The sequence below is a fragment of the Thermus islandicus DSM 21543 genome, assembly GCF_000421625.1.
GTDB classification, from domain to species: domain Bacteria; phylum Deinococcota; class Deinococci; order Deinococcales; family Thermaceae; genus Thermus; species Thermus islandicus.
Map to the genome: position 1 here is coordinate 1 of NZ_ATXJ01000019.1, position 17685 is coordinate 17685.

A 17685-nucleotide genomic window follows, 5' to 3' on the forward strand; every position below is an offset into this window, starting at 1 on the left:
GATTTTCCGGGGGCTTCAGCAGGAACTGGGGTGGACGGGGCATCGGCACTGGCGTAGGGCCAGGTTGCTGGCCCATCTGGCCTTGGGGTTGGTGGCCTATGGGCTCATTGAGTGTCAGCGAGAGCGGCTGCAGTTGAGTTTCTACCCATGCCGAAGGAGACTTATCGCCGGTAAGCTGAGCCTGGATTTGAGCCCTCTGTTACCGGTGCAGGTGGAGGCCGCGTAAGTCCAGAGCGAAGAAGACTCCTGGAGGTAGACCCCCTGGAGGTTTTGACGTGTACTTAGGGCCTACCCATAAACGCAACCCTAAGAGCGCCCGCCCCGGCTTGGCTCCAACTTCGCACTCCGGACTTACATTCCCTTCCCTAATGGACAAGCAAGGCTCCGGTCGGCGGGAAGCGAGCCGTAAGGAGTCCTTAAGCTTTGTCCCGACCTAGCCAAAAGCAACAAGGCAGTCTTCAGCTCCTGGTGCTGCGCCCAGGCCCTCTACCTGGGCCTTTCCAAGGGCCCCCTTTGCAGGAAGACAATCCCTTCCCCGCCCTTTCTCCTTGCCGTCTGCCCCCTTCCTATTCTGGTTGTTCAGCCGTACCCTCTTGCGCTGGCCATTAAATCGGCTTTTGCTGTAAATCCTAACTAAGGTCGCCAAGCGCCCCGTTGCACGGCGGGAACAAAATCCGCCAGATTGGCTTCGGGCAAGGGAACCAGCGCCCCAGTTTCCGCAGAAAGATACGCCGCCATCAGGAGTTCCGTCACGCGAAGACCCTCCTCCAGCGTGGTGTAGGGCCGCCTCCCCTCTAGGAAGCTCTGCACCATGTGTTGGTTCTCGGCCACGTATCCGTAGGTAAAGGCCTCCTCCGCCAAGAAAGGCATCAGGCCTTGTTCGGCGTTCTGTTTCTCCACCAGATCTTCACCCGTTTCGCCCTGTACCCGGCGGCTAAAGAAGACCTTCGCCTCCCCCTCGAGGGTGTTCACAAAGAGGCTGTACTCTGGGCCGAGGAGCTCGAACGTCAGCCTAAGGCCCGGCCCGACAAAGCTCCAGGAGGTGCTGGCTTCCACCAGCACCTTCTTCCCTTCCGGGGTCCGGAGGACGACCCGGGCCGCAGCATAGTCCTCGGCCGGAGCAGAGCGGTAATCCACCTCACCCCCTGTTTCCTGAAAGAGGGCCTCGGCGTAAGGGGAGTGCGTCCACTTGAGCCCGGCCACTTGGGCCGTAACCGCTTCGGGCAATAGCTGGGCCATCGGTGTCCCGGGCGGGGTAAGGAGGAACCAGCCCGCCGCCACGCTGTGACACATCATGTCCGAAAGGACGCCGCCCCCTTGGAGGTCACCCCGCCAAAACCAGGGCCGGTGAGGACCACTGTGTTCCTCGGCGGCCCGAGCCAGATACGGCCGCCCGGCCAGCGGTGCACCTCGCCGCCAGACCAGCTCCTTTCCCCGGGTGAGGGAGGGAGCGTAGATCTGGTTTTCCAAGTAGCCGTGGAGGATTCCGGCGTCCTCGAGGGCCTGAAGGATGGCGTGAGCCTCCTTCAGGGTACGGGCCATGGGTTTTTCCCAGGCCAGACCCCGGAGGGCGGAGCGCCCCGAGCGTACCTCGTCGGCAATGGTTTCCGCCACCTCCAGGCGCACGTGGTTCGGCACCCCTACCCAGACCGCCTCCACCTCCGGGTCCTGGAGGAACGCCCTCAGGTCGGTGTATACCCGGGGGCGGCCGACCCCAAGATCCCGCGCGAGCTCCGCCAAGCGCTCCGCAGAGCCATGCCTCCGGCTGCAGATGGCTGTGATCTCCGCTCCACGCACGTAGCGGAAGGCCTTGAGGTGGAACTCGTTGATGAAGCCCGCCCCCAACAGCCCTATCCCCAGCACCTCCATCTCCCTACGCATGTAGCCACCTCCTCACTGCCTCAAAGGCCGGCCTCGCCCATAGAAGGCAAGAAGGGCCAAGAGGATGAGCCCAAAGGCAACCTGTCGTCCGAATTCCTCTACCCTCAGGGTGAGAAGGACGCTTTGGAGGAGCGTGATGAGCAGCGCCCCCGCCACCGTCCCACCGTACCCTCCCACTCCCCCCGAAAGGGACGTCCCTCCCGCCACCACGGCGATGACGGAGGGTAAGGTGTAGGCCTCGCCCAGGGTGAGATGGATGAGCTGGACGTGGCCTAGCAGAATCACCCCACCCAGGGCGTTGAACATGCCCGCCAGCGCGTAGGTCAAGACCACGTAGCCTTCAACCGGGATTCCCGAAAGTCTAGCTGCGGCTCGATTGGCACCCAACGCGTAGAGGGCCTTGCCATAGGGGGTGCGGCTCAGGAGGAAAGAGACGACGAAGCCTAGGAAGGCCCAGAGAAAGATCACCCCAGGGATCCCCAAGACCCAAGGCTCGGAAACGAGGCGCACCAGGAGGGGAGGCACGTCCCCCCGCTCCCGGCCCCCGACCCAAAGGATGAGGCCTAGGACCACGCTGGAAAGGCCTAGGGTGGCCACCAGAGGGGGTAGGCGCACGTGGACAATCAGGACGCCGTTGAGGGCCCCCAGCCCTAGGCCCACCAGGAGAGCCAGGGCAACAGCGGGCCCGAAAAGGGCATCCTGGCCGCGGGTGAAGTTGTAGACCACAATAGCCCCCAGCGTAGCCACGGCTCCTACCGAAAGGTCCACCCCCTCGCCCCCGGAGAGGACGACCAGCGTTTGCCCTACCGAAAGGAGGCCGAGCACCGCAGCGATCTTCAGGAGGTTCAAGGTCTGGCTCCAGGTGAGGGGCGTAGGCTGGACTAAGGCCTGAAGCATAAGGAGGAAAAGGGCCAGGAGAAAAGCCAGGCCCACGGGGCCAAACCTCGCGGCAGGGCTCCTCAGCCGCTCCACAGCCGCCTCCCAAGAAGCGCATTGGAAGCCGCCAGGGCCAGAAGGACCACTACCCCCTCGGCAAGGAGCTGGAGATTGGAGGGAACCCCCAGGAAAAAGACCAGGTTGCGGAAGAGGGCGAGGAGGAGGGCCCCGAGAAGCGAACCCTCCACGCTCCCTGCCCCTCCGGAAAGCCGGGTGCCCCCTAAGGCCACGGCAGCGATGGCGGGGAGCGTGAGGGGCTGACCTACCAGGGGGTCCCCCGTTCCCGTTTCGGCCAAGAGGAGAAGCCCGCCCGCGCCGGAGAGTAGACCGCCGATCAGGTAGGCCTGGAGGAGGACTTGGGGCACCGGGACCCCGTTGGCGTAGGCGGCCAGGGGATTGCCTCCGACGGCATAGAGGCAGCGCCCGAAGGGACTTCTCGCCAGGAGGCGGCCCAGGAAACCGAGAAGGAGGAAACAGGTCGGCGGGACCCAGGTGAGGGCAAAGAGGTCCTGGAACCCCGGGGGCACTGAGCCGCCGGGTTGAGGCAGGACCCAAAGGGCCAAGCCACCGAAGAGGAATCCCGTGGCGAAGGTGGCCACCAAGGGCTGCAGCCTAAGGTAGGCCACGACAAGGCCGTTGACGAGACCTCCTGCACCCGCAACGAGAAGGGCGACGAGGGGAGCGAGGAGGGGGCGCTCCCCAAAAAGAGCGGCCGCGACCACCAAGCTTAGGGTGAGGAGAGCCCCGGAGGAAAGGTCGATTCCCCCGCCTAAGATCACCAGGGTCTGACCCGCAGCGAGGAGGGCCAGGGGTAGGGCGCTGAAGAGAAAGCGGGCCAGATTGGTTGAGTCTAGGAGGGCCGGCGCCAGAATGACGTTGCCCAAAAAGAGCAATAGGGCGAGAAGAAGGGCAGGGAGGTAGGGCACTCTAGCCATGACCCCCTCCTGCCCCCAAACCGGCGGCGATAAGGCCCTCCCGGGTGAGCTCGGGCCCTCGGAGCTCCGCTACCAGCCGACCCCCCGCCAGGACCAAAACGCGATGGGCATTTTGGAGAAGCTCCTCCTCATCGCTGGCATAGAGCAGGACCCCCAACCCCTCCCGTGCCAAGGCCCGCACCCGGCGGTAGAAGGCAGCCCGGGTCGGCGGGTCTACGCCCACCGCAGGATCATCCAGGAGGAGGAGGCGCGGGCCAGCAAGGAGTGCCCGGCCCAAGAGCACTTTCTGCTGGTTACCGCCGGAGAGGCTCGCCATGGGCGCTTCCAAACCGGCGTAGACCAGGTCCAGGCTCTTGGCCACCTCAGAAGCTGACGCATAAGCTCGCGCCAGATCCAGTAAGGGTCCCCAGCGAAACCGCCCCCAGCTTGCTGCAAGAAGGTTTTCTCCCACGGAGCGCGTGAGGAAGGCCAGGGCGGCGCGGTCTCCCCCAACGTAGGCCATCCCCAGGCGAAGAGCCTCCCCGGGATGGGTGGGGTGAACGGACCGGCCCGCGAGCCAGACCTCTCCCTGCCAGGGCAGGGCCCCGTAGAGCGCGAGGAGCAATTCCCGTTGCCCCTGGCCCTGGAGGCCCCCTAGGCCGACCACCTCCCCCGGCCCCACCTGAAGGTCCACGCCCCTAAGCCCTGGAGCCACAAGCCCCCGCACCTGGAGGAGGGGCTGGCCCTGAAGGATGGCCCCCTCGGGCGCGGCTTGCCCCTCCTCCTTTTCCTCCGCTCCCGCCATGAGCCGGACCAGCTCCTCCGGGCGAAGGCCCCGGGTAGAAAGGGTGCCCACCACCTCGCCTGCCCTGAGCACCGCCACCCGGTGGGCCAGTTCCAAAACTTCCCCCAGGCGGTGGGTCACGAAGAGGACCGTCCCTCCTGCGGCGACAAAGCGCCTGAGGAGGGCAAAGAGGCGTCCCACACTTTCCCGGTCCAGGGCCGCGGTAGGCTCGTCCAGAATGAGGAGTCTCGGTCCAAGCAACATCGCTTTGGCCACTTCCAGAAGCTGGCGCTGCCCTTGGGAAAGGCTGCCTGCCCGGGCTTCTAGGGGCCACTCCCCAAGGCTAGCCAGAAAGGACTGGAGCTCGGAGCGGGCAGGCAGAGGCCGACCGAGGGCCAGGAAAGGAAGACAAAGGTTGTCCACCACGGAAAGGAGGGGGAGGAGGCTCCCCTCCTGGTAGGCGACGGCGATTCCCTGGGCTAGGGCCCCACGAGGATCCCTGGGCCGGAATGGGCGCCCCTCCCACAGCACCTGGCCGGCATCGGGGGCCACCAGGCCGGCGACGATGCGGATCAGGGTGCTCTTTCCGCTACCGTTGGCCCCTACAAGCCCGAGGATCTCTCCCCTCTCCACCTGGAGTTCCACCCCACGGAGGGCCTGGGTGGGACCGAAACGCTTCCTGAGGCCGCGAACTTCCAAGAGGGCCATCACTGGAAGTAGCTATCCGCCTGTTGATCAGAGATGATTCCATCGAGCACGTAGGTGTCCGGCTTGCCCTGAATCTGCCGCAAGGCCTCCTCTAGGGTCGCGTCCGTCACCTGGCCGGGAATGGGTACGTAAATGGTGTTGCGGAAGGGGCCCGCGAGGATACCGGGCTTGAGCTTCCTGCCCTGAAGGAGACGGATCATAACCTTGAGGCCGCTCGCCCCGACCCCGGGAGGGTTGTACACCCCGAAGGACCTGAAGTCAGGGTACTTCTTTTTTGCGTCGGCCCAAAGCCTCAGGTATCCTGCCCTGGCCTCCCCGGCCATGACCGGAAGCCTGGGCAGGTTGGCGGCGAGGAGGGCCCTGAGCGCCCCTTCCGCCATCCCATCCTGGGACCAGACCCCATCGATCTGGGGATAGGAGGCAAGGAGGCGGGACATCACCTCCTGACCCTTAGCCTGATCCCAATCCGCGTTGGCCACGTTGAGCACTTTGATGTTGGGGTACTGGGCCAACACCTCCTTCACCCCTTGGTAACGGGCCTCATTGGCCGGATGCCCAGCAATGCCGTTGATGATAACGATGTTGCCCTTGCCTCCCAGGGCCTCTGCCAGCCAGCGCATGCTGATCTTCGCCCACTCCTTTTGGTCTATGGTCACGTTCAGAGCCTCCGGGGCCGAGACCTCCTGGTCCACGGCGATGACCCGCACCCCCGAGCGCACGGCATCGCGGATGGCCCCGTTGAGGCCGGACTGGGAGTTCGGATTAATGAGGATCCCGTTCACCCGCCGGAGAACCAGGTTGCGGATTTGGTTGATCTGGCCCGCCACGTCCACGTTAGCGCTCTGAATGACAAGATCGCGGGTCAGGCCCTGGCGCTTATACACCTCGTTTAGGGAGCGCATGTTGTCCAGCATCTGAACCCGCCATTCGCTGCCCACAAAGCCATTCGATACCCCTATGGTGAACGGGGCACGGGCCCTCTGGGCGAAGACCACGGCGAGAACGGCCAGTGCCGCAACGACTGCGGTCAAACCAAGGAGCTTCCTAAGCATTCCGCCACCTCCTTTGAGGTTTGAACCTCAGTGTCAAGGCTAAGCAAACAAAGTCGTTCAGTCAAGGTCAAACTTTGTTCATTTTAGGAAGAAGTTACGCCGTGTACAGGCAGGCTTTAGGTATAAACTTAGAGGGTGGGTAAGCCCTCTCCCCTGCTCGCCCTCGGAGACCTCACCCCTGCGGAAGCGCAGATCCTGAATCTCCTCCTTTGGCATCGGACCCTCACGCGCGGGGAATTGTCCCGAGAAATGAACTTTTCCCGCAGCAAGGTCCACGAGCTGGTGGCCGGGCTCCTCGACCGCGGTCTGTTGCAGGAGGTGGGGCTTTCCCCGTCCACCGGGGGGAGGCCCCCTGTGACCCTCGCCTTTCGCGAGGACCTCGGGGTTTTGGGAGCAGTGGACTTGGGGGCCACCAGCCTAGACGTGGCCCTCCTCTCCCCCAGCCTGCGGCTCCTAGCCCATCATGCGGAGGACTTGGATGTCCGGCTGGGCCCTGGGCCCGTCATGGCCCGGGTACGGGGTCTGTTGACCCGGCTTCTCGAAGCCCTCGGCCTCGGCCCGGACCACCTCTTGGCCATCGGCATGGGGGTACCTGGGCCGGTAGAGTTCAAGAGTGGCCTCTTGATCAACCCCCCTATCATGCCGGGCTGGGAGGGGTTTTCCATCCGGGACTACCTACAAGAAACCTTCCCCTGTGCCGTCTTCGTGGACAACGACGTGAACGTGATGGCCTTGGGCGAGCTTTGGTGGGACCGTCGCCGCCACGAAAACTTCGTGGTCATCAAGGTGGGTACTGGGATTGGGGCCGGGATTATCTGCCGAGGGGAGATCTACCGCGGTGCCGACGGCGCAGCGGGCGACGTAGGCCACATCTGCGTGGACCCCGGGGGACCGGTGTGCCACTGCGGCAACATCGGCTGCGTGGAGGCGATGGCGGGCGGGCCTGCCATCGCCCGCATGGCCCTCGAGGCCGCGGAGCGGGGAGAAAGCCCCCTCCTTGCTCGCCTGCTCGAGGAGCGGGGCACCTTAACTCCGGTGGAGGTGGGCCAGGCAAGCCGAGAGGGGGACCCGGTGGCCAACCGGATTATCCAGCGGGCTGGGCAACTCATCGGTCAAATGCTCGCTTCCTTGGTGAACTTCTTTAACCCCTCCCAGATCCTGGTGGGAGGTGGAGTCACCAGGGTGGGGCCCCTTCTCCTCGCCTCCATCCGCCAAAGCGTCTATCAGCGGTCCCTTCCCCTCTCCACCCGGCACCTCTACATCGGCTACACCCAGCTCGGGGAGCGCTCTGGCGTCGTAGGAGCGGGGGTCTTGGCCCTGGGGGAGGCCATTCGGGGAAGCCGGGAGGGAACCTAGCACGGCCGCGAAACTGGCGGGCGCTTGGAAGGTCCGGCTTGGCCGCCGGTGCCCGGCGAAGCCTGGCCCAGAGGCTAAGCCCATTCCTAGGAGGAACCTGAGGGTGCGGGCCCTGGAGACGGCCCTTACCCTCTTCGGTGTGGCCTTAGCCACCGCCTCGGCCTTGGTGGTGCCCTTGGTGCTGCGCTCCCTCGAGCGGGGGGGCAAGCGGACGCCGCCCAGGTCTTTGGCCTCCTGGTGGCCCTCCTGTTGCCTCTAGGGCTCTTAGCCGCCCTATCACCTGCCTTAGAAGCCTTCCGACAAATCCCCCTGGAGTTTTTCTGACCAGGGGCTGACACTCCCCAGGCATGCTGAGGCCGTGGAAATGGACGTACGGCTTGCCGTACCCCTGTCGCAGGCGGAGGGGATCCTCCCCCGTTTAGACGCCCTAGGTCTCGGGGCTGAGGTCTACCTGGAGCCCGCTCTCCTGGAGGAGGATGCCCTCTTCCCGGACCTGGCGGGGCGCCTTTCCTTCCCCCTCTCGGCCCACCTTCCCTTCTGGAACCTGGACCTTCTCTCCCCCGACCCCGAGGTCCGGGGCCTCACCCGGAGGCGCCTCCTCATCGGGCTGGACCGGGCGGCGGAGCTTGGGGCGGACCGGGCCGTCCTCCACTCGGGCATCCCCCACGGGCGCACCCCGGAGGAGGCCCTGGAGCGCGCTGAGCCCTTGGCCGAGGCCCTGGGTCCCGTGGTGCGCCGGGCCCGCACTTTGGGGGTGCGCCTCCTGCTGGAGAACACCCACGAGCCCAATCCCGAGGCCCTGAAACCCGTCTTAGAAGCCTATTCCGGGGGGTTGGGCTTCTGCTTTGACGCCGCCCACGCCCGGGTCTTCAGCCGCACCCCGGACCCCGCCCCTTGGCTCGCCTTGCTCCCTGAACACCTGCACCTCAACGACACCGACGGGATCTATGACCGCCACTGGGGCTTGGGCCGGGGGGTGCTGGACCACGGGGCCTGGCTCGGCCCCTTCCTGGACCGGCCCCTGGTGCTGGAGGTGCGGGAGGACCTCGAGCCCTCTCTCGCCTTCCTTACGCGTGTCCAACAGAGCTGGGAAGGCCACGGTTCCCAAATCCTTGGCCGAGAGGAGAGCGAAAAGCCCCCGCGGCCCCACACCCAGGGCCTCACAGAGGCCTAGGGGGCATGATATTCCCTTGACCGTGCCCCCTTAAGGTATAGGCCGTATGCGTAGGGCCCTGTGGCGGAAACAGACCTCGCCCTGGAAAGCGCGGCTTCCCTTGGAAACCATTCCCTTCCTCTTGCCCGCCTACGGGCTCTTTCTCCTCTTCATGATCCTGCCCGTTCTCCAGGCCATCTGGCTTTCCCTCCACCGGGAAAACCTCTTCGGCCAGGGACGGGCCTGGGCGGGCCTGGCCAACTACCAGGAGGCCCTCTCCCGGCCGGAGTTCTGGAAGAGCGCCCTCCTCACCCTGAAGTTCGCCCTCATGGTGGCCCCCTTGGAGCTCCTCCTGGGCCTGCTGGCCGCCCTTTTGGTCTGGCGCCCCTACCCCGGGGTAGCCCTCTTCCGCACCCTCTTCTTCCTGACCACCGCCGTACCCAGCGCCGTGGCCGCCGTGGTCTGGGGGTGGTTCCTGCACCCCGTGGGCGGATGGGCCAACCGTGCCCTGGCCTCCCTCGGCCTACCCCCCCAACCCTGGCTCACCTCCCCCGAGCTCGCCCTCCCCACCCTGGCGGTGGTCACGGCCTGGGCGGGGGTGGGCTTCACCGCCATCCTCCTCACCGCGGGGCTCCAGAGCATCCCGGAGGAGGTGTTGGAGGCCGCCACCGTAGACGGGGCCGGGCCCTTGACCCGCTTCTTCCGCATCACCCTGCCCCTCCTCTCCCCCACCCTCTTCCTGGTAGGTCTCCTGGTGGTGCTTAGGAGCCTCACGGCCTTCGGCCAAATCCACCTCCTCACCCGGGGCGGCCCGGCGGAGGGCTCCATGGTCCTCATCTACCGGGTGTACCAGGACGCCTTCTTCAACTTCCAGGTGCCCCTGGCAGCCGCCGAGGCCCTCCTCCTCTTCCTGGTCCTCCTCCTCCTGGCCACCCTGCAGTTCTCGCTCCTGGGCCGGAAGGTCCACTATGCGTAGCCTCAGGAAGCTCCTTCCCACCTACCTACTGGCTAGCCTCTACGCCTTACTCCTGGTTCTTCCCCTCCTCACCCTCCTCTCCGCCAGCCTGCGGAGCGAGGCCGACCTCTACGCCCCAAGCCTCCTTCCTCCCCATCCCACCGTCGAGGCCTACCGGGAAGCCCTGGTCCGCTACCCCCTCCTCCGCTTCCTCCTCAATAGCTTCCTCGTCTCCACCGCCGTCACCCTGGGGGTACTGGCCACAAGCCTCCTCGCCGCCTACGCCCTCGCCCGGATGCGCTTCCCGGGCCGGGAGGCCCTCTTCGGCCTCGCCGTGGCCCTCCTCCTGGTGCCGGGGGAGGCCACCTTCCTCCCCCTTTACCTCCTGGTGGACCGCCTGGGGTGGCTAGACACCTACCTCGCCCTCACCGTGCCCTTCCTGGCAAGCCCCCTCGGGGTCTTCCTCCTGCGCCAGTTCCTCAGGACCATCCCCGAGGATTATTTCGATGCCGCCCGCATAGACGGGGCGGGTCACTTCCAGATGCTCTACCACGTGGCCCTGCCCCTCAGCGCCCCGGCCCTGGGGGCCCTGGCGGCCGTCACCTTCATCGGCACTTGGAACATGTACCTCTGGCCCCTTGTGGTCACCAAAAGCCGGGAGATGCAGACAGCCCAGATCGCGGTGAGCTTCATCCTCAACGAGGAGGTGGCCCGGTGGAACGTGGTGGCTGCTGGGGCGATCCTGGTCCTTCTCCCCACCCTTGTGGCCTTCCTGCTCGCTCAGAGGGCCTTCGTGCGAGGCATCGCCCTGGGCGGGCTGAAGGGATAGGAGGTGGTTGAGGTATGTGGAAGAGCATCGCTAAGGCTCTACTTCTCGCCCTCACCTTGGGAGGTGCCCAGGCCCAGCGCGTCACCGTGGAGTTCTGGCACTCCATGGGCGGGGTCCTGGGGGAGGCCACCGAGGCCCTGGTGAAAGACTTCAACGCCAGCCAGGGCAGGGTGCAGGTCAAGGCCCAGTATGTGGGAAGCTACGACGACGGGATCAACAAGCTCCTCGCGGCCCTGAGGGCGGGTCGCGGCTACCCCCACGTAATCCAGGTCTACGACATCGGGGCCCGCATCATGGCCGACTCGGAAGCAGTGGTGCCCCTGGAGGACCTGGCCCGCAAGGAGGGGTTTGACCTGGGACGCTTCCTGCCCCAACCCCGCAACTACTACACGGTGGAGGGCAAGCTCTTCGGCCTCCCCTTCAACTCCTCCAACCCCATCCTCTACTTCAACATGGCTGCCTTCCAGGAGGCAGGGATCCCCTTCCAACCCACCTGGACCCTCAAGGACCTAGAGGAAGCGGCCCGCAAGCTCACCAAGAAGGACGCCCAAGGGCGCACAGTGCGCTATGGGCTCTCCATTCCCATTGACTCCTGGTTCGTGGAGCAGATCTCGTACAACTCGGGCTACACCTTCTGCAACAACGAGAACGGCCGAAAGGCCCGGGCCACGGCGGTGACCTTTGACAACCCGGCCGCCGCGGCCTTCCTGGACATGTACGCCCGGCTGGTGCGGGAGGGCGTGGCGGCCAACACGGGGCGCAACTGGGCAGACTCCCAGAGCCTCTTCGCCCAGGGGCAGGCGGCCATCGCCGCCTACTCCACCGCGAGCCTCACCGGGGTCCTGCGCCAGATCGGGGGGCGCTTCCCCTTGCGCACGGCCTACTACCCCTTCCTCAAGGAGCGGAACGGCGTGGCCATCGGCGGGGCGGCTCTCTACGTCCTAAAGGGCTTCCCTGAGGCGGAAACCCAGGGGGCCTGGGCCTTCGTCCGCTTCCTCCTGGAGCCCAAGACCCAGGCCAAGTGGCACCTGGCCACCGGGTACTTCCCCGTGGTGAAGGGGGTCACCGAACTCCCAGAGGTGCGCCAGGCCCACGTGCGCCAGCCCAACTACACCACCGCCATCCAGCAGCTCCTCACCAGCAAGGTGAACCCCGAAAGCGCGGGCTGCCTCATGGGCGCCTTCCCCGAGATCCGCCAGTACGTCCAGGCGGCCTGGGAGGAGATTCTGAAGGGCAAGTCCGCCCAGGAGGCCCTCAAGGACGCCAAGGCCAAGGCGGACGCCGCCCTGGAGCGCTACAACCGAAGCGTGGCGGCCCGCTAGGGCCATGGGGTGGGGCCGGGGCCCCTGGCCTCGGCCCTGATCCCTTTCTGACAGGGGAGGGTTACGGTGAGGCCATGCGGATCCTGGTGACCAACGACGACGGCATCTATAGCCCCGGCCTCTGGGCCCTGGCGGAGGCGGCAAGCCACTTCGGGGAGGTCTTCGTGGCCGCTCCGGACACGGAGCAAAGCGCCAGCGGCCACGCCATCACCATCGCCCATCCCGTTCGGGCTTACCCGCATCCCGCGCCCCTTTCCACCCCCCAGTTCCCCGCCTACCGGGTCCGGGGCACCCCCGCCGACTGCGTGGCCCTGGGCCTCCACCTGTTTGGCGGCGCGGACCTGGTCCTCTCGGGGGTCAACCTGGGGAGCAACCTGGGCCACGAGATCTGGCACTCGGGCACCGTAGCGGCGGCCAAGCAAGGGCGGCTTTTTGGGCTTTCGGCCGCTGCCTTCAGCGTAGAGCTCAACGGGGAAACCCCGGACTTCCAAGCCCTCCGCCCCTGGCTTCTCCGCAGCCTGGAGACCCTGCTCCGGCTGGAGCGGCCTTTCCTGGTGAACGTGAACCTACCCCAACGGCCCAAGGGGTTCCTCTGGACCCGCCAGTCGGTGCGGGCCTACGAGGGGGTGGTGGTCCCGGGGCAAGATCCCATGGGCCGCCCCTTTTACTGGTTCGCCGCCAGGCCGGTAAAGGAGGCGGAGGAGGGCACGGACCGCTGGGCGGTGGCGCAGGGGTTTGTTGCCGCCACGCCCCTCCGCCTGGACCTCACCGAGGAGGCCCGCCTCCAGCCCGTTTTGGCCGATGATTAGCGTCCTCATCCCCACCAAGGGGAGGCCCCACCTCCTCCGCGAGGCCCTGGCCTCCCTCCTCCAGCAGACCTTCCCTCACTTTGAGGCCCTCGTGGTGGACGACGGGGAGGGGGAGGGCCTCGAGGCGGTCCAGGCCTTGGGCGAGCCCAGGATCCTCGGGTTCAGGAACGAGGGAAAGGGGCAGGTGGAGGCGAGACTGCTGGCCCTCAGGCGGGCGCGGGGGGAGGTGATCCTCTTTTTGGACGACGACGACCTCCTCCTGGACCCCACCTACCTCTACCGGGTTCACCGGGCCCTGGACCGCAGGGAGGCCGTGGTTTACGGGGAGGGGGTGCTCCTCCTCCCCGCTGAAGAGGTGCCCTTCCGCCCCGGGGAGGTGGGGGAAGGGCTCCTGCAGGACAACCTCCTCCTCGCCTCGGGGACGGCCCTTAAGAAGAGCAGCCTCCTGGACCTCGGGGGCCTGGACCCGGAGATGGGGGACTACTGGGACTGGGACCTCTGGCTTCGGGCCTACCGGGCAGGGCTTCCCTTCCACTACCTCAGGGGGCGGAACCTGGGGGTGAAGGTCCACGGAGCCAACCAGAGCTACGGGGCCCGGCGGGAGGAGCGGGCTTTTTACCTAGAAAGACTGCGCGCTAAACACGGCCTCGGCCTCCTGGTCCTCAAGGACCACCTCTCCCTGGCCCTAGCGGACCTGAACGTGGCCGACAGCTGAGGAGCGGGTTCGGGTCCGCCGGGACCACCGCCAGGGGGTAAGCGTCAGGAAGGGTTCAGAGAATCATAGACAATGGCGGCAGGAGACTGTCGGCTTAAGCCAACAGTCTCTTGCCGCCGTTCTCTATGACGAGGAAGAGGAAGCCCGCTCCCACAGCGTAGAGGACCCAAGTCCCTTCCCGGGCGAGGTCCAGGAGCACCCCCCCGCCCACCATGAGCCAGAAGAGGCGGCTCCTCAAAACCTCCCAGAGGGCCTGCCTCGCCAACTGCCTGTTCTGTTCGCGCAACAAGGCTACCCCCAAAGGCTCCTGGCCTTAGCGTATCCCCTCAGACGCTTGTCCTTGGTCACCAGCACCCCCCCGAGCCTCAAGGCCGTGGCCAGGATGAACCGGTCCGCCGGGTCCGGGTGGGGCAGGTCCAGATAGGCCGCCTCCAGGGCAATGCCCGCGTCCAAGGGGACCACCCTGATCCCCCGCACCCGCAGGGCCTCCTCCAGCCAGCGCCGGGGCTCCAGGGAAAAGGCGATCCGCCCCTTCAAGGTAGCTTCGCTGACCTGGGCGAGGACCGCCACCTCCCAGGGGGTGATGGCCGAGATAAGGAGGGCCTCCCTAGCCCGGGCCTCGTCCAGGGTCCGCACCAAGCCCTTGGGAAGGAGCTCTGGGCTCGCCAGGTACCACACCCAGGCGTGGGTGTCCAGGACCAGGGGCCCCTTCACCCCAAGGCCTCCCAGGCTTCCCCGGTGGGCTCCGTGGGGTCCTCGTAGCGGAGGAGGGTGCCTAAAAGCCGCTCCCTGGGGTCCTCCTCCCGGTAAGGGCGCACCTCCAAAACAGGGCGGCCCCGGTGGGTGAGGAGGAGGGGCTCCCCGGTGGCCTCCACCTGGCGGAGGAGCTCCAGGGCGTGGGCCTTGAAGTAGGTCTTGGAGACCTTCATGATCATGATCATTGTACCTGGTCGTCAGCCACTGACGGCTAAAGCCGTCAGCTTGCCAGGAGGCGAAGATGCGTGAGGCGATTCCCCAGCATCAGGGCCAGCTGACCGTGGCCCAGGCCCTCGGAGCCTGCTCCTTGGGCCAGCGCCCTACGGGCGAGGTTTGCGCTGGCCACCCAGTCGGCCTCGGCCTGCTCGGGAGCGGGCCAGACTTGACCGCTATACTGCATAGAGCCCCAGGAAGCGCAGGGCGGAGAGGGGGCTCGAGGAGAGAAGCTCAAGGGTCGCCCTCTTCTCCCCAGCCCTCTCGGCAACTCATGGAGATCAGGAAGGCCCAGAGGCCCGCCCGCACCTACGCCCCCACCCCCGCACCTCACAGGCCTCCTCCCCGAAGCGCACTTCCCGCACCAAGGAGGACAGGGGCTCCGCCTTCCCGGAGCCCTGGGAGGCGCGGGACTTGGCTTAGCCCCCCTCGAGGCCCCTCACCTCGGCGTGGGCCCTAAGCTCCCGGAGGTTGTTCTATTGGCGCTCAGGTAGGCTTCGGCGAGGGAATCGCTATGAAGGCCACAGCTCAGTGGAGGAGTTCGCGACTACGAGCTTTCATCCTGTAAAGCTTTGCGCCCTGACTCGGAAATTTCCCAGTTGCCGAAAGGGGAATCGGCTTTCAGCAAACCTTCCCGCACCAGGCTATTGCGACACCACTGAGCAGTATTGCGCCAGCGAACGGTCTTGCTGTCCGAGGGTAGGGGCTCGAGGTCGTACTTTGTGAGCCTGCTCGCCATCTTCTTTTCAACTCGGTCAAGTATCTCGCGAACGGATGCTTTTCCCCCCAGTTCCACCAGCGCCTCCAGAATAGGACGCCGAAAGGCCTCCTCTGGAGTCCGCAACCCCCGCGGCAGGCGTTGCTTTGCCGTGCGCTTGGCGGTCTTCTTTTTTACCTGTACCTTCGTGCCCATGGCCACCCATTCTTTTTGAAGCGCCCTTACCTTTTCACGAAACTCGGCAAGACGCGCTGCTTGTTCTATGGCACGGCGCGCTGCATCATAGTCACCTCCTTTGAAGGCTGCAGCGCCATCTTCATTGAGGGCGTTCGCAACCATCTCGATCTCTTCCAGTAGAATCTCAAAGGCTGTATTAACCTCGTTTTTGTCCATACTGGCTCCTCCTTTAGTAGCGCATTTTACTAATCTGGCTCTTGGCATAATGAGCACAAGGAAACCTACGAAAAAATCCTTCGTGTGCTACCTCATAATTCCACCCCGACCATCCTCAGGAGCACCCGGCTACGGATGAGGTTGTGGACTGGGGTCAGCGGAGCTACCTTGCGGATGAGGTTCACCCGGGCCAACAAGCCCCAGTAGGACCGAGCTGATACTGTCTTGTCTGTCAAGCTACCCCCTGGGCTAACCGACAGGAGCAAGGACCGGCTTCTCCGCTTTCGTCGGGGGAAGGCGGTACGGCGGGTGCGGGGGCACGCGCGGCTTCTGGCCCTGATGCGGTGGGATAGGGGGAGGCGGCTCTTGTGGCCCTGGGGTGGGGTAGCCGGGGAGGGCTACCCCCCGGACCCCCGGCTTGGGGGGGAGGGGCTGAGGCGGTTTCCTCCTTCCCGGGGCGGCTTTTGGCGGACGCTGGGTTTGACGGGAGGGAGGTTTGGGGGGATGAAGACGCGGGTGGGTGGGGGATACCTTTGGGAGCGGAAGCCTTGGACGGCCATGGCGCGGGCGCTTTTGGAGCTCATCGCCTACGGCCTTAGGGTTCTTCTTTCCCTTCTCCCGCCCCCTCCGGGGTACAAGGCAATTTACTAGGCAAGCCCAGACTGGGGGGGACGACGTTACACTTTATGCGCTTTAATTCTTACTATAGGTTAGTTAGAGTTGATTGTCTGTCAGCCCGCCTGTACGATGCAGGTATGCGACTTGCTCTCCGAGAAAAGGATCTCTACCGGCTCGCTCTCGAGCAGGGCGGCCTCTTCACCCTCGAACAGGCCAAGCGCTTTGGTATCGGTCCCAAGGAGGCCTCCTACCGGGTTCGAACCGGCCGGTGGGAGCGCCTCGGCAGGGGGATCTACCGGCTCGCCTTCGCACCCTTTTCGCCGGACGAGGATCTGATCCGGATCGCGCTCTGGGCTGGAAACCCTAAGGGACCGGCGGCTTTCTCCCATGAAACGGCCCTTGCCATCCACGGCCTGTCCGACCTCCTTCCCGATCGCTACCACCTGACCGTTCCCAGGGGCTTCGCAAGGAGCGCCCCGCGGGGAGTCGTCCTCCACCGGGCTGACCTCGCCCCCGCCGATACCGAGGCCCGGCCCGGCCTCAACGTCACCACGCCGTTCCGCACACTGCTGGACGTGGCGCGGACCAGCAGGGTCCCCCAGGAGCAGCTCGAGCTCGCGGTCCGGCAGGCCCTCGAGCGGGGCCTGGTGCGACGCCGTCGCCTCGATGAAGCCCTCCCGGGGCTTTCCGTCCGTGCCCGGCGGCGGCTTGCACGGGCGCTAGGCACGACCGATTGGGGGCCGATCCCGGCGTGAAGTACGCCAGCCCAGAAGACTTGAACCGGGCCCTCAAGGACCGGCTCCGCAGGGAGTCGCTGGAAACGGGATTGCCGCTGAGTTACCTCCGCAAGCGCGTTGCGATTGAGCGCTTTCTTGCCCGCCTCAGCACCGGCGCCAGTCGGGGGCTGGTCGTGACCGGGGCCTTTGCCCTTTCGACGCTCGCGAACACCCGCCGCCCAACCCAGGACCTGGATCTGGAGGCCTGGGACCCGGTTCCGAACCTCCTGGATGTACTTCAAGAGATTGCTGAGCGAGAGATCGAAGATGGTTTTTCCTTCCGGGTCGAGCTGAAGCGGGCCGTCTCAGCGGGACGGGTTCAGCGCTTTACTTTGATCGCCCGGGTCGGTGGCGTCAACTTCGAGAAGGTGGTGCTCGACGTTCACCTCCTCGAGCGGGCACCGGTGGAGCCGGTCCGGGTGCGCTTGCCGGCAGCTCTGGCTTTTGCCGGGATCGATCCGCCCGAGATCCTCATGGCCCCCCTAGCGTGGCAGTACGCGAACAAGCTCCACGCGTACGCGCGCGAGCGCCAGTTCCGGAGTCGGGTGAAAGACCTCGTTGACCTCGCGGTGCTGATCCTTGAGCTTCCGGGCAGGGTCCGCCCTGCCGACCGTGTGCTGGACGGTGTTCAGCTCAGGAGGCATGGGGGGAGGCGGGGAGGCTGCGGGGCCTGGCCTTTGCCGTGGGGATGAGGGAGATCTCCCGGTTGCGGCAAGCGATTGAGGAGATTTTCCGGGGGCTTCAGCAGGAACTGGGGTGGACGGGGCATCGGCACTGGCGTAGGGCCAGGTTGCTGG

18 protein-coding genes and 4 pseudogenes are annotated in these 17685 nt (G+C 65.8%); 12 read left to right on the top strand and 10 right to left on the bottom strand.

The features are described from left to right. Window positions 1-226, top strand: a pseudogene (locus H531_RS13075) (IS701 family transposase); the annotation flags it as partial. A gap of 407 nt (window positions 227-633) precedes the next feature. Here H531_RS13075 and H531_RS0110795 read toward each other — a convergent pair. From H531_RS0110795 to H531_RS0110815, 5 genes are read right to left on the bottom strand one after another with little or no spacing between them, the layout of a single operon-like run. After that, window positions 634-1881 (bottom strand): Gfo/Idh/MocA family protein, encoded by a 1248-nt coding sequence (locus H531_RS0110795; protein ID WP_022799349.1) that lies wholly within the window; start codon window positions 1879-1881, stop codon window positions 634-636. Window positions 1882-1893: 12 nt separating this feature from the next. Continuing rightward, a complete protein-coding gene (locus H531_RS0110800) occupies window positions 1894-2853 on the bottom strand; it encodes an ABC transporter permease (protein ID WP_022799350.1) in 960 nt (319 codons plus the stop codon). After that, on the bottom strand, window positions 2841-3752 hold the full coding sequence (locus H531_RS0110805; RefSeq protein WP_028490807.1) for an ABC transporter permease: 912 nt from the start codon (window positions 3750-3752) through the stop codon (window positions 2841-2843). The genes H531_RS0110800 and H531_RS0110805 overlap by 13 nt, the downstream gene beginning before the upstream one ends. After that, on the bottom strand, window positions 3745-5223 hold the full coding sequence (locus H531_RS0110810) for a sugar ABC transporter ATP-binding protein (protein ID WP_022799352.1): 1479 nt from the start codon (window positions 5221-5223) through the stop codon (window positions 3745-3747). Before H531_RS0110810 ends, H531_RS0110805 begins: the two co-directional genes overlap by 8 nt. Beyond that, a complete protein-coding gene (locus H531_RS0110815) occupies window positions 5223-6254 on the bottom strand; it encodes an ABC transporter substrate-binding protein (RefSeq protein ID WP_169562206.1) in 1032 nt (343 codons plus the stop codon). The genes H531_RS0110810 and H531_RS0110815 overlap by 1 nt, the downstream gene beginning before the upstream one ends. A 156-nt stretch (window positions 6255-6410) precedes the next feature. On the opposite strand from H531_RS0110815, the gene H531_RS0110820 reads away from it, so the two are divergent. From H531_RS0110820 to H531_RS0110855, 7 genes are all read left to right on the top strand, one after another. Further along, a complete protein-coding gene (locus tag H531_RS0110820) occupies window positions 6411-7631 on the top strand; it encodes an ROK family transcriptional regulator (RefSeq protein WP_022799354.1) in 1221 nt (406 codons plus the stop codon). Between the two features lie 364 nt (window positions 7632-7995). Next, window positions 7996-8805 (top strand): sugar phosphate isomerase/epimerase family protein, encoded by an 810-nt coding sequence (locus H531_RS13080; RefSeq protein WP_084521361.1) that lies wholly within the window; start codon window positions 7996-7998, stop codon window positions 8803-8805. Window positions 8806-8851: 46 nt separating this feature from the next. After that, window positions 8852-9760, top strand: a complete 909-nt coding sequence (locus H531_RS0110835) for a carbohydrate ABC transporter permease (RefSeq protein WP_022799357.1) — start codon at window positions 8852-8854, stop codon at window positions 9758-9760. Then, a complete protein-coding gene (locus tag H531_RS0110840) occupies window positions 9753-10568 on the top strand; it encodes a carbohydrate ABC transporter permease (protein ID WP_022799358.1) in 816 nt (271 codons plus the stop codon). Before H531_RS0110835 ends, H531_RS0110840 begins: the two co-directional genes overlap by 8 nt. A gap of 14 nt (window positions 10569-10582) precedes the next feature. Beyond that, complete coding sequence (locus H531_RS0110845) at window positions 10583-11890, top strand: ABC transporter substrate-binding protein (protein ID WP_022799359.1); 1308 nt, start codon at window positions 10583-10585, stop codon at window positions 11888-11890. A gap of 74 nt (window positions 11891-11964) precedes the next feature. Next, complete coding sequence (gene surE, locus H531_RS0110850; RefSeq protein WP_022799360.1) at window positions 11965-12699, top strand: 5'/3'-nucleotidase SurE; 735 nt, start codon at window positions 11965-11967, stop codon at window positions 12697-12699. After that, on the top strand, window positions 12692-13414 hold the full coding sequence (locus H531_RS0110855) for a glycosyltransferase family 2 protein (protein WP_022799361.1): 723 nt from the start codon (window positions 12692-12694) through the stop codon (window positions 13412-13414). Before surE ends, H531_RS0110855 begins: the two co-directional genes overlap by 8 nt. Before the next feature lie 94 nt (window positions 13415-13508). Here the strand turns inward: H531_RS0110855 and H531_RS13085 are convergent, their stop codons facing one another. The 5 genes from H531_RS13085 to H531_RS13985 form a co-directional block, all read right to left on the bottom strand. Beyond that, the gene (locus H531_RS13085; RefSeq protein WP_169562205.1) at window positions 13509-13700 is read right to left on the bottom strand and encodes a hypothetical protein; all 192 of its coding nucleotides are present in this window, start codon (window positions 13698-13700) and stop codon (window positions 13509-13511) included. A gap of 5 nt (window positions 13701-13705) precedes the next feature. Beyond that, a complete protein-coding gene (locus tag H531_RS0110865) occupies window positions 13706-14128 on the bottom strand; it encodes a type II toxin-antitoxin system VapC family toxin (RefSeq protein WP_022799363.1) in 423 nt (140 codons plus the stop codon). Continuing rightward, window positions 14125-14355, bottom strand: a complete 231-nt coding sequence (locus tag H531_RS0110870) for a type II toxin-antitoxin system prevent-host-death family antitoxin (protein WP_022799364.1) — start codon at window positions 14353-14355, stop codon at window positions 14125-14127. Before H531_RS0110870 ends, H531_RS0110865 begins: the two co-directional genes overlap by 4 nt. Before the next feature lie 35 nt (window positions 14356-14390). Next, entirely contained in the window at window positions 14391-14570 is a 180-nt protein-coding gene (locus H531_RS13980) for a hypothetical protein (protein ID WP_022799365.1), read from the bottom strand. Between the two features lie 360 nt (window positions 14571-14930). Continuing rightward, a complete protein-coding gene (locus H531_RS13985) occupies window positions 14931-15494 on the bottom strand; it encodes a winged helix-turn-helix domain-containing protein (protein ID WP_084521364.1) in 564 nt (187 codons plus the stop codon). A gap of 246 nt (window positions 15495-15740) precedes the next feature. Between H531_RS13985 and H531_RS13090 the strand changes: the two are divergent. From H531_RS13090 to H531_RS13990, 4 genes and pseudogenes are all read left to right on the top strand, one after another. Then, window positions 15741-16145 (top strand): annotated as a pseudogene (locus H531_RS13090) (hypothetical protein); the annotation flags it as partial. A gap of 104 nt (window positions 16146-16249) precedes the next feature. After that, window positions 16250-16867 carry a type IV toxin-antitoxin system AbiEi family antitoxin domain-containing protein gene (locus H531_RS0110880; protein ID WP_022799367.1) on the top strand — a complete coding sequence of 206 codons (618 nt, stop codon included), beginning with the start codon at window positions 16250-16252 and terminating at the stop codon, window positions 16865-16867. Then, window positions 16864-17454 (top strand): annotated as a pseudogene (locus H531_RS15140) (nucleotidyl transferase AbiEii/AbiGii toxin family protein); the annotation flags it as partial. The gene H531_RS0110880 and the pseudogene H531_RS15140, both read left to right, overlap by 4 nt. 39 nt (window positions 17455-17493) lie before the next feature. Beyond that, window positions 17494-17685, top strand: a pseudogene (locus H531_RS13990) (IS701 family transposase); the annotation flags it as partial.